10 protein-coding genes are annotated in these 11498 nt (G+C 43.6%); 7 read left to right on the plus strand and 3 right to left on the minus strand.

Going from position 1 to position 11498, the window contains the following annotated elements:
- Positions 1-60: 60 nt before the first annotated feature.
- Complete coding sequence (locus CA600_RS02850; RefSeq protein WP_094868834.1) at positions 61-1260, minus strand: ROK family protein; 1200 nt, start codon at positions 1258-1260, stop codon at positions 61-63.
- Between the two features lie 186 nt (positions 1261-1446).
- On the opposite strand from CA600_RS02850, the gene CA600_RS02855 reads away from it, so the two are divergent.
- From CA600_RS02855 to CA600_RS02875, 5 genes are all read left to right on the plus strand, one after another.
- Entirely contained in the window at positions 1447-2109 is a 663-nt protein-coding gene (locus CA600_RS02855) for a chromate transporter (protein ID WP_256989699.1), read from the plus strand.
- A gap of 11 nt (positions 2110-2120) precedes the next feature.
- Positions 2121-2654, plus strand: coding sequence for a chromate transporter (locus CA600_RS02860; RefSeq protein WP_094868835.1), 534 nt, complete (start codon positions 2121-2123; stop codon positions 2652-2654).
- A 35-nt stretch (positions 2655-2689) separates the two neighbouring features.
- Positions 2690-3670: a formylglycine-generating enzyme family protein gene (locus tag CA600_RS02865; RefSeq protein ID WP_094868836.1), complete on the plus strand. Its 981-nt coding sequence runs from the start codon at positions 2690-2692 to the stop codon at positions 3668-3670.
- 39 nt (positions 3671-3709) lie between these two features.
- Positions 3710-4543: a helix-turn-helix domain-containing protein gene (locus CA600_RS02870; RefSeq protein ID WP_094868837.1), complete on the plus strand. Its 834-nt coding sequence runs from the start codon at positions 3710-3712 to the stop codon at positions 4541-4543.
- 106 nt (positions 4544-4649) lie between these two features.
- Positions 4650-6047 carry a sulfatase gene (locus tag CA600_RS02875; protein ID WP_143812087.1) on the plus strand — a complete coding sequence of 466 codons (1398 nt, stop codon included), beginning with the start codon at positions 4650-4652 and terminating at the stop codon, positions 6045-6047.
- Between the two features lie 71 nt (positions 6048-6118).
- On the opposite strand, the gene CA600_RS02880 is transcribed toward CA600_RS02875, so the two are convergent.
- Both CA600_RS02880 and CA600_RS02885 read right to left on the minus strand, forming a co-directional pair.
- Positions 6119-7897: a cache domain-containing sensor histidine kinase gene (locus CA600_RS02880; protein ID WP_094868838.1), complete on the minus strand. Its 1779-nt coding sequence runs from the start codon at positions 7895-7897 to the stop codon at positions 6119-6121.
- Complete coding sequence (locus CA600_RS02885) at positions 7884-9323, minus strand: response regulator (protein ID WP_094868839.1); 1440 nt, start codon at positions 9321-9323, stop codon at positions 7884-7886. The genes CA600_RS02880 and CA600_RS02885 overlap by 14 nt, the downstream gene beginning before the upstream one ends.
- 250 nt (positions 9324-9573) lie before the next feature.
- Here CA600_RS02885 and CA600_RS02890 point away from each other — a divergent pair, with 250 nt between their 5' ends.
- Both CA600_RS02890 and CA600_RS02895 read left to right on the plus strand, forming a co-directional pair.
- Entirely contained in the window at positions 9574-10542 is a 969-nt protein-coding gene (locus CA600_RS02890) for an ABC transporter permease (RefSeq protein WP_256989700.1), read from the plus strand.
- Positions 10543-10566: 24 nt separating this feature from the next.
- On the plus strand, positions 10567-11466 hold the full coding sequence (locus CA600_RS02895; protein ID WP_094868840.1) for a carbohydrate ABC transporter permease: 900 nt from the start codon (positions 10567-10569) through the stop codon (positions 11464-11466).
- The last annotated feature ends 32 nt before the right edge of the window (positions 11467-11498 follow it).

Consider the following 11498-nt stretch of genomic DNA (forward strand, 5'->3'; position numbering starts at 1 on the left):
TTTTAAAAAAGGTTGTTCCAACAATCATGCAAATTGTTGTGAAACAACCTTTTTGATATGTTAAAGAATCATTTGGTTTCTCACCATAATAGCCGCACCAGTCACCACAGCTTCTTCTTTTAATGTACCCAGGGAGAAATGAGGTTGGTATTCAGGATAACGGTAAATGTTTCGCTGTGCCACTTCAACCGCCGTTTGGAAAAACAATTCGTGAGAGTGGATGAGCGCACCACCTAGAATGATGGTTCCAGGATGAAACAGGTTAATAACGTTGGCGAGGCCAATACCGAAGTGAATGGCGGCTTGGGTAAATAATTCACGGGCGTGTGGATTACCCTCTCTAAAGGCTTGTACCAATACATCATAAGTCAGCTTCTCCGGCGATACTTTGTATCTTTGGAGGATCAGATCTTTGTCCATCTTTGCCTCTGAACGTGCACTTTGTTCGAGCGCCTGCACAGAAACGAATGCTTCTAAAGCTCCGTAATTCCCTTCATTATTTAATCGGGGTCCGTCTGTCTGGATGATCATTTGACCAATGGCATCTTCCATATCCATCGTGCCATGAACAATACTTCCATGCGACATCATCGCATAGCGGAGCCCTGCTCCAGCATGAACATAGAGCATATGTTGAATGTTAGCGTGACGGATGGACCATCGTTCTCCAAGGAGTGCGGAATTGGCACCATTGTCGAGCAGAGCTTTGAAGCCCGTTCGTTCCTCCACCAATTTGCAAATAGGGAGATTGTTCCAGCCAGAAGAAGGGAAGTGTAGCGGTTTTAAGATAAAACCATTATCCCGGTCAAGCGGTCCCACGGCTCCAATTCCTATGCCAATAATTTGACTGTCCACTAACTGATGATCCCTGAGGAAAGCGCGTATTTGACTACTTACATGATCCATAAATCTTTCAGGTGTGAATGCCTGATCCATTCTCCAGTGAACAATTGATTTTGGGTTCATTTGCATATCAAATAAACCAAGGGAAGAATACAGCCTGGAAATCTCTAAACCGATGATGTAACCGTAGGAAGGATTGATCTGGTATAAAATAGGTCTTCTGCCTCCGCTAGATTCCCCGAATCCGCATTCTATCAGCAAGCCTTCTTCCGTCATTTCATCTAATATTCGGGTCATTGTGCTTTTGGTAAGTGAAAATGTTTGTAGAAGATCTAACTTGGAAACTGTGCCTTGTTCGGCGATTCGGTCGTATAGGAGTTTCTTTGGGGATGGAATGTGTGTCGAGCGCTTTTCCACGATATACCTCCAAGCTATATATAGGGTGAACTAGTAAGATCGGTTTTAATAAAGTTTGTATTTATTAACATTAATATAGTATAACGCATAACCCAAAGAATGTATTTTACCGTTCAAAAAACTTAATTCCATTTTGGGAAAAAGTGATATAATGAAATTACGACAGAAAATATAAGGGTGGAGTCCATGAGAACAACTATGAAAACAAATGCGATGACGAATACAGACCTAAGGATAAGTCTATTGCTCCAGTTGTTTTGGGTTTTTGTTCGAATCGGTCCCGTTACTTTCGGGGGAGGTTATGCGATGATCCCTATGATCGAACGGGAAATTTCCACTAAACGGAAATGGCTAGCTGAAGAGGAGATGGATGAAATTTTATCTTTAGCTGGCGCAGCACCAGGTGGGGTAGGAGTAAATGCGGCGGCATTCATTGGTTATCGACTTGCTGGTGTGAAGGGTGCGATTGCTGCAATCGCTGGGATTACGATTCCAACCTTTATCATTGTTTGTTTGCTTAGCGCCGTTTACTCACTTCTGGCCGACCAACCAAAAGTTATTGCCGCCATGAAGGGGATTCATGGTGCTGTTATTGCCTTGATCCTAGTAGCAGCATATCGAATGGCCAAGAACGCTATATTTGACAAGACTACGGCTGTTACGGCGCTAATTATACCGATTGTTTTATTAGTTTCCGGAATCAATCCCATTTACGTGATCGCAGCTGGATTGATTATCGGGTTTGTATATATGCCAATCAAACAGCTCTTTGGGCTCCAAGTTCGGACAGAGAAGGATTCCTTGAATGATTCAGATGAAGAGTCGAATTATCCGGAGTATTACATCTAGGGGGAAGCGATGTGATTTGGAATTTATTTTTTATCTTTATAAAAATTGGACTGCTCTCCTTTGGGGGAGGGTACGCCATCATTCCGATGATTCAGCATGAAGCTATGGCTGGTGGTTGGTTATCTGAAAGGGAATTTCAAGAGGTAGTTTCCATCGCAGGGATGTCACCGGGCCCTGTTGCAACTAACAGTGCAACCTTGATTGGATATCGTGTAGCTGGAATTGAAGGAGCGATTGTGTCCACATTAGGCATGGTTCTGCCTTCATTAATCATCATCATTTTTATTTCCATCTTTTTTTATCGGGTGAGGGACAGTCAATGGATTAAAACGTTATTTTATGGGTTGCGACCAGTGATTACGGGTTTGATTGCCTATGCTGCGATTCGGTTTGGTTTAAATAGCGTGGAACACGCCTTCGTTACTTGGCAAACCATTGGCACGTTGATCATTGTATTCGCTGCACTTTATGGTTTAATGAAATATAAGCTGCATCCGCTCACCATTATTGTTGCCTCTGGCATTCTTGGTGTAGCTTTTTTTTAGACAGAGCCGGGACGATCCCGGATTGGAGGTAATACATGTCAGAGAATATACGGGCTTGCTGTTCAGCTAGTCGAAATCAAGTTGAGAAACAAGGTTCCATCGATGATGTTTGTAAGGAGAACACAACTATCCAAAGACCAGAAGGGGATACAGATTTCTCGGACATGATCCTTATTCCTGGAGGTACTTTTCTTATGGGGACGGATGACAAAGAGGGGTTCCCCGAAGACGGAGAAGGGCCCGCTAGGAATGTTACCTTATCTACCTTTTTGATTGATGCAAGGGCAGTTACGAATAAGCAGTTTGCTGCTTTTATCAAGGAAACAAACTACGTTACAGATGCGGAGCGTTTCGGCTGGTCTTATGTGTTTCATTCTTTTGTTTCCATGGAGACAGGGAAAAAGGTGACCCAAGTAGCTACTCAAACCCCCTGGTGGTGGGTGGTAGAGGGAGCGAATTGGTGTCATCCGGAAGGTCCGGATTCCCATGTAGATGAACGCCATGATCATCCGGTGATCCACATATCATGGGCTGATGCTGATGCTTATTGTCACTGGGCTGGCAAACGTCTGCCGACGGAAGCGGAGTGGGAGTATGCTGCACGAGGAGGACTAGTTCAGAAACGATATCCTTGGGGGGACGAATTAAAACCGGGCGGAGAACATCGTTGCAATATTTGGCAAGGAAAGTTCCCTGATAAAAATCATGCCAGTGACGGTTATGCAGGTACGGCACCAGTAAAATCCTATCTACCTAACGGATATGGTCTTTATAATATGTCAGGGAACGTGTGGGAATGGTGCGAGGATTGGTTTACTAAGGCCTATCATTTAACTTCCGAATCCGAGAATCCGAGAGGCCCTGTAAGTGGTGTAGCAAGGTCGATGCGCGGAGGATCGTATTTGTGCCATAAATCTTATTGTAACCGTTATCGGGTGGCGGCCAGGAGCAAAAATACACCAGACAGCTCTGCAGGAAATATTGGCTTTCGATGTGCGGCTGATTATACCGGTTGAGAATACATAAAGACTACTACATTAGAAGGAGGAACTTCTTTGTCCTCTATCATTCATAGTCAGTTTGATATCACCGTGCTGGACGTCATAAAAATTCAATATCAGAAGCGGGTTATATTCGATTACGTCCAGTCTTGTTATACCGTCTCCTATATCCAAAAAGGTGAGGTATTGACGACATCCTCCGAGGGAGAATATGTTGCATCTGCCGGAGACGTGATGATCCACCGTCCTAACGAGCCTTTTAATGTGATTTCCAAAACGGATGGTGTACATTATCTGTTTAATATTAACGCTAAAGTTAAAGACGGAAATGATTTTTTTAAGTTATTCCCGCTAGGCAAGGTGATTCGGGTCCGGGATCGAAGCGAATATGAGCGAAGGTTTGACGAGATGCGGAGCCTGTGGTTGCAGGAGGAGGATGATTTCAGAAATGTTCAGGTCGGTTCATTGGCATTTTTTCTCCTTTATGAAATTATGGAGAGCACCAAGCTTGGCGGGCGCCGCTCATCTCGAGACCCCTATGTCACCGACCGTTTTAACGAGGCGTTGCAGTATATGGAGGAGAGACTTGATCAGGAGATTAGTAGAGAGGAGCTTTCCAAGCTCTATCATATGAATCCTGTTTATTTTAGCCGGGCGTTTCAGAAAATATATAAATTGACACCTATGCAAATGCTACGAAAATTGCGGCTGCAGCAAGCTAAACAAATGTTGGAGTATACGGATTATACCATCGAGCATATCTCCCAGAGATGTGGTTATTATGATGCTTCGCATTTCAGTAAGGTATTTCGTGGCGAATACGGCAAGGGTCCGGCAGAGTACCGAAAAAGTATCGAATATACAAAAACAAACATCGTTACTCCATAGCGGAGCTTACCATATTCATATACTCTATAAGCATGAGCAGATCATTCTGAACTGCCCGAATCGATGCGTAACCATTTCGATGAAAAGGAAAGGCAGGGTATAACTCATGAGAATCTTGTATTTGGATTTGGATTCGCTTCGCCCGGACCATCTGGGATGTTATGGCTATCAGCGGAATACCTCCCCGAATATCGATTCAATCGCTAAAGAAGGTGTCACCTTTACCAACTATTATTGTTCAGATGCGCCGTGTCTACCGTCCCGTTCTGCTTTAATATCGGGACGATTTGGCATTCATAATGGGATTGTAGGACATGGCGGGACCGCTGCTGATATGCGTAGAGAAGGGGCGAAGCGCGAATTTAATGACCGGCTGGGAATGGAAAGTCTTCCAGCTATATTAAGGCAAGCGGCCATGAAAACCGCGTCGATCAGCACCTTCGCCGAACGACATTCAGCCTGGACCTTTAATGCCGGTTTTCAAGAAGTGTTCAATGTTGGCGGAAGGGGACATGAGACTGCAGAACAGGTGCTCCCAGTGGCACTTAAATGGCTTGAGGATAATGGGGAGTCCGAGCATTGGTTTCTGCACCTGAATTTCTGGGATCCCCATACACCTTATCGTACACCCAGGAGCTATGGTAATCCGTTCGAGAAGGACCCTTTACCTGAGTGGATCACTGAAGAGGTGTTTGAGCTTCACCGAAAGAAGAAGGGACAGCACAGTATCGAGGATATGAATGCGCTTGCTAAATCACATTACCAACAGCATTTCAGGCACAATCAGGAGATAAAGAACCATGACGACCTGCGTGTTATCTTTGACAACTATGATGCTGGAGTTAAATATCTGGACGAACATCTCGGGCAAGTCTTTTCCAAGCTGAGAGAACTTGGCGTGATGGAAGATACAGCTATTTTGATCTCAGCGGATCACGGAGAGAGCCTGGGCGAGCTAGGGATTTACTCCGAGCACGGCACAGCAGACGAGGCGACTTGCCGCATTCCGATGATTATCCGCTGGCCAGGGGGCAAGAAGGGAATCGTGGAGGATGGACTACATTATCACCTTGATCTCGGACCGACATTAGCAAGCCTTTTGAATTTGAAAGGGGCACCTTCTTGGGATGGTGAAAGTTATGCTGATACCATTCTGGAGGGACTTTCAGGAGGGCGTGAGTATCTCGTAATCTCACAATGCGCGCATGTGTGTCAACGCAGCATCCGATTTGAGGATTGGTTATATATACGCACCTATCATGACGGACACCATGGATTTCCGAAAGAAATGTTGTTTGATTTGAAGCATGATCCTTATGAACAACATAATCTCGCCGAAGTGCGTAAAGACATTTGTATGAAGGCTGTCTATCTGTTGAATGAATGGCATGACAACATGATGAGCTCCATGGACTGTGATATCGATCCATTATGGACGGTACTTATGGAAGGTGGACCCTATCATGCGAAAGGATATGTGAGCTCATCCTCACAGGATGCTTAGCGCTGTCCCTTTGAATGAGAAAAGAAAGACAAATGGAAAGGAGGCTGCCCCTGAATGGGCAACCTCCTTTTTTACTCTCTGGCTTCTTGCTGATCAATTAAAGCCCCGGGAAGCCTCAAAACGGTCTTCGTCCCGCTACCTTCCTTACTGTACAGCAGAACGCCGCAGGGATCACCGTACTTAAGATTTAGACGGTTATTGACGTTTAGGAGCCCGATATGATCGCCGGACTCTATGTTCTTACCAGCAAGCAGCTCGGTTAGCTGTTCCAGTCTCGCAGCAACGATGCCAACCCCATTATCTTCTACAGCGATTTCAAGCAGTCCCGCTTCGCTTTTCTCTACTGTGATCAGCAAGACTCCCTGACCTTGAGCCTCAAGCCCATGACCAAGTGCATTTTCGACAATAGGTTGAAGGATCATTTTAGGTACGGGAATGTGTAACCATTCAGGTGGACAGAACAGTTTGTAACTGAATTTGTCAGGGAAACGGCCTTGGTAAATCCTCACACAAGATTCTGCGATTTTCAGCTCTTCCCCAAGAGTGACCTCCTCTTTGCCTTTGATGCTATACTTGAGCATTGTGCTTAAGGCGGTAGTCATTTCATAAATCTCCCGATTTCCTTTTACGATCGCAACGCCCTTGATTGTATCTAAAGTATTGCTTAAGAAATGGGGATTAATTTGACTTTGCAAATACGAGTATTCGGCACGTTGTTTTTCCAGATCTGTCTGGTAAAGCTGGGTGTTTGCATCGATTAATTGGTCCGTCAAATCGTGAATCCGCGTTGTCATATCGTTGAACTGCCGAGAGATGATTTCAATTTCAGCATAGCCTTTTAAATCGACCTTGTTGTTCAATATTCCTAGACTTCCGCCTTTTAATTGATTCATATAGCGCATAAGCCTAGACAATGGTCTTAAGAGATTCATCATGAGCACAGAGTAGGGAATAGAGACGACCAACAAGATTAATGCTAGAAGAGCATAGCTGACCTTCTTTAATTTCTCCAGTTCTTTCATTAAATTATGGACAGGAACAGCGGTTATGATTTTTCCAGAGATCTCCGGTAAGATAAAGGACTGAATAGCATATTTCTTTCCGTTAACTGTTTCAACGATTGACTCTCCATCCCTTCCAGTTGCCCGAGTTTGAAACTGCTGGAGCATGTCCTCCGGTTCATCACTATTTGAGTAGATCAGCCCTTTATCATCCATCATAAAAAAGCTGGTTCCGACCAATCGAGGGTACTCTGAAATTTCAGTTTGAATAGCCTTCATATCCACAATAACTGCGATGTAGCCGATTTTTTCGCCATATAGGGACGTGTCACCAGAAGCAAAGATGTTCATCCCGAACAGTAATTTTCTCTTGTCGATGACCTTGTCTGGAGGACTGTATCCGCGATAATGAACGATTCCATCATCCCCAGCCGTCTTCATAAGATCGACAGCATATTTTGTTCTTCCCGCTAATGAAATACGTGTGTTAGAGCTACCGATAACAATAATATCTAAGATGTCTGTATTCATATTTCGCGCGATACTCAATAGCCCCTCTACCTTTTGGGATAGGTCGTAGCCTCGAAGCTTATCATTCTCGACTAGGAACTTTTGGACGGTCGAATCGTACCCTACATTCATCATCATGGAAGAAACGTTGGCATAGTTGTTAGAAATCCGTTGCTTGAGAAGGGAGACAAGCTCTGTATTGTATTGCGTATTTTGATTAATGATGGTCTCGCTTGATAGTTGGTATACCCTAGAGACGATGATTGGGATAATAGCAACAATAAACAACCCGAATAGCAAAACCTGAGTACGGATGGATAGTCTCTTAAATGTCTTCATTGTTTTGTTCCCTATATTGCGTTGGTGTCATCTTGAGATGCCGCTTAAAAATTCGCGTGAAATAGAAATAATCCTGAAAACCGCATTTCTCGCCGATTTGGTAAATGGAAAGGTTCGTCTCGACCAGTATTTTACAAGCGTATTCAATCCTTAAACGACTGATATGTTCGATGATGGTCTCGCCGACTTCTTTCTTGAATAATTGGCATAAGTAATTTGGACTTAAGAAAAACTGATTCGCTAAATATTGAATCGAGATTTCTTGATTAAAATGGTTGTGGATGTACAACATGATCTCTTTGACTTTGTTGTTTGAAATTCGTGAAATATCAGTTTCGTTTCTGTTCATAAAAATATCTAGCGTCATAAGAATCAAATCATCGATCATAGCTTCAGCCGTACCGTATCTATAATAGAGCTGTTCATATCCTTCAAAAAAACGGCCGTTAACCCGAGTCCCTTCCCGAGGAAATAAGTACAGGATCGATGTGTAGAGCAAATAGGCTTCTTTAATGGTAAACGTTCCCTCTTTGAATAATTTCTTTAACGATTCCATGGCTGCTATAAAACCGAGCCGGTCTTTATTATGAAGAATCCGGGAAATCTCTTTGAGCTTCTCATCGATCGGTATTTCCTGTTGCTGAATAAACCGATAACATCCTGGCATTCCCGTTGCGAACATGCTGAATGCAGCATGAGAGGCGGATTCTAAAGCCGCATCCAGTTGGTGTATATCCGAAATAGGAGAACCAATTCCAACCCCGCACTCTTGTAAAACCTCTGTATATTCAAGACCCCGAAGGAAGACTTCGTATTGGCACTCTTCCAATAAGTAGCCAAACCGACGGCGGCTCATCGGGAAGACCAGGGGAGAGAACTGGCCGACATCTACAGGTGAACTTAACCCTTGGATAACAATGGGGATATGTGGCGTATCCTTTGACAAAGGAATTCTCTTCTCATCCAACCATAAGCTAATTCGTTCGAGATCTCCGGAACAAACCGCTTCATATAGTTCGAAGTCGTGGACAGGGCTTTCTTTAACCACCTTCGATTCGTGCTGCTGGGCTATTCGGTTGAGCATTCCTTCAATTTCTTCGATTTCAAAAGGTTTCAGGCAATATCCGAACGTACCATAATTCATCGCTTTTTGTGCATAAGCAAACTCTGCATGTCCACTAAGTACGATAAAGATTGTATCAGGAGCGATAGCTTTGCCACGTTGAATGAGCTCAAGTCCATTCATTACAGGCATTTTAATATCTGTTAGAACAAGGGTGGGGCGAAGCGATTGAATTAATTGCAGGGCTTCTTGCCCGTTTTCGGCATCGTCGATGACTTCAAAGCCGTATTTCTTCCAATTCACTCCTGCTTTAATTCCCTCTACAATCCACTTCTCATCATCTGCAATAATTACTGAACGCATAAGTGAATCCCCCTTTCTATATGGAGCTCTTAGATTAATCCTAGCGATTGTGGATCAAGGGGGGTATGGACTATCTTACGCTCACTATGTCCGATATTACGTGTCACAGGAAGGTCACGCACTAAGGTGTGAAAAATCCACATGACCGGAGGTGTATCCTCTATACAAGATAATTTACACTCCCGATATAATTTACCATATAAACCGCTTACAAGCATAAACAATCTCATACAGAAAGGTGGGGAGAAGATTGGCTGATTCTGTAACCGCTCGTACGCCTAAGCGAAGCTTAAAGACTAATGCTCCTAAGCAAAGCTTAGGAAAAACGATTTTACATTACAAGTATTTTTACCTCATGGTTCTACCGGTGTTAATCTGGTACGCCCTCTTCAGCTATGCTCCCATGTACGGTGTAACGTTAGCATTTAAATCATTTGATTACAGTAAGGGGATCCTGGGAAGTCCCTGGTTAGGCTTAGAAAATTTTCAAACGCTGTTGACCGATCCCGATTTTCGAAGGGCATTTTGGAATACGGTCATTATCAGCTTGATGAAGTTGATCACTCATTTCCCGATGCCCATTATCCTGGCGATTGTTTTATATGAGTTTTCCAGGACAAAAATGAAGCGGTTTTTTCAGACGATCCTGACGTTCCCGCATTTTATATCATGGGTTGTACTGTCGGGGATTATCATCAATATTTTAAGCAAGGACGGGATTTATAACCAGATCATCATGTTATTTGGCGGGGATCCAAATTCTCCGCTTGTAGATGAAAGTGCATTTAGACCCGTTTTGTATATCACACATGTGTGGCGAGAGATCGGCTGGGATTCAATCATTTACTTAGCGGCGCTTGCAGGAATCAATCCTGAGCTGTTTGAAGCGGCGGAAGTGGACGGAGCGAACCGGTTTCGCCGTTTGCTAAACATCGCATGGCCGGGACTGAAGAGTACAGTCGCAGTCCTGCTAATCCTTCAAGTTGGACAACTACTAACCCAAGGTTCGAGCTTCGAGCAAATATTCAATCTGTATAGTTCACCGGTATATTCGGTTGCCGACACGATCGATACATACATTTATCGGACTTCATTCACGATAGGGGGCGACTTTGGATATATGACTGCCGTGGGTGTCGTCAAGTCCATTATCAGCCTGATTCTTTTATGGGCGGCCAATTCGTTCGCTAAGAAAATGGGTGAGGAAGGACTGTATTAATTTGCAGGAAAAGGGGAGAAGGAAGTGAGCGACACAACGGTTAAAAAGGGGAAAAAATGGAGTGTCTTCGATATCGTCGCATTCGTAGTTCTGGGGCTTCTAGCACTAGTAACATTTTTTCCCTTCTATAATGTTCTTATTATCTCTGTTGCAAAGTTCGAAGCGATTAGTAAAAGTGACTTTTATATTTTTCCGCTTTCGTTTGACCTGTCTGCATACAAGCTGTTGCTTCAGGATATGAAGTTTTGGACTTCAATTTTAAATTCTGTCATTGTAACGGCGCTTGGCGTGTTGTTCAGCATGACGATCTCTGTAGCTGGAGCATACGCATTATCCAAGCGGGGCATGCCGGGAAGAAACATAATGCTTAGTTTGATCTTGTTCACTATGTTTTTCAATGGGGGTTTAATTCCCTTTTATCTAGTCGTTAAAGATCTAGGATTCGTAAACAATATATTCGTCATGATCATACCCGCCGGTCTCAATACGTTTTACCTGATCATTATGAAAAACTATTTCAATACGATTCCAGAAAGTTTGGAAGAGTCAGCTAAGCTGGATGGGGCAAATGATCTGTACATCCTTTACAAAATCATTATTCCAATCTCTGCCCCATTCATGGCGACCTTTGCTTTGTTCTATGCCGTGGAAAGATGGAATGAATGGTGGTACGCGTTGATCTTTATCAGTGATGCTGCAAAAGCACCGCTTCAGATTTATCTACGGGAGACACTCATTACTTCGAATTCCTTGCTAAGTCAAATGGCACAGACGATGGCCGAGCAGGAGCAGACGGGGAAGGTATACACACCTGCACTTCAAATGGCAGCAATTGTAGTTTCGAGTATTCCGATTATTGTTGTTTATCCGTTCCTGCAGAAGCATTTTAATAAAGGGATTATGGTAGGTTCGATAAAAGGATAAGAAAGATTTTAAATAGATTGATTCTATCCTAA

Origin of the sequence: Paenibacillus sp. VTT E-133280, from assembly GCF_002264385.1 — a bacterium.
Classification (GTDB): Bacteria; Bacillota; Bacilli; order Paenibacillales; family Paenibacillaceae; genus Paenibacillus_AQ; species Paenibacillus_AQ nitricinens.

Excerpts from the sequence above, each read along its gene's own strand:
- CA600_RS02865 (WP_094868836.1), top strand. The coding sequence starts at position 2,690 with ATGTCAGAGAATATACGGGCTTGCTGTTCAGCTAGTCGAAATCAAGTT.
- CA600_RS02880 (WP_094868838.1), bottom strand. The coding sequence starts at position 7,897 with ATGAAGACATTTAAGAGACTATCCATCCGTACTCAGGTTTTGCTATTC.
- CA600_RS02855 (WP_256989699.1), top strand. The coding sequence starts at position 1,447 with ATGAGAACAACTATGAAAACAAATGCGATGACGAATACAGACCTAAGG.
- CA600_RS02875 (WP_143812087.1), top strand. The coding sequence starts at position 4,650 with ATGAGAATCTTGTATTTGGATTTGGATTCGCTTCGCCCGGACCATCTG.
- CA600_RS02885 (WP_094868839.1), bottom strand. The coding sequence starts at position 9,323 with ATGCGTTCAGTAATTATTGCAGATGATGAGAAGTGGATTGTAGAGGGA.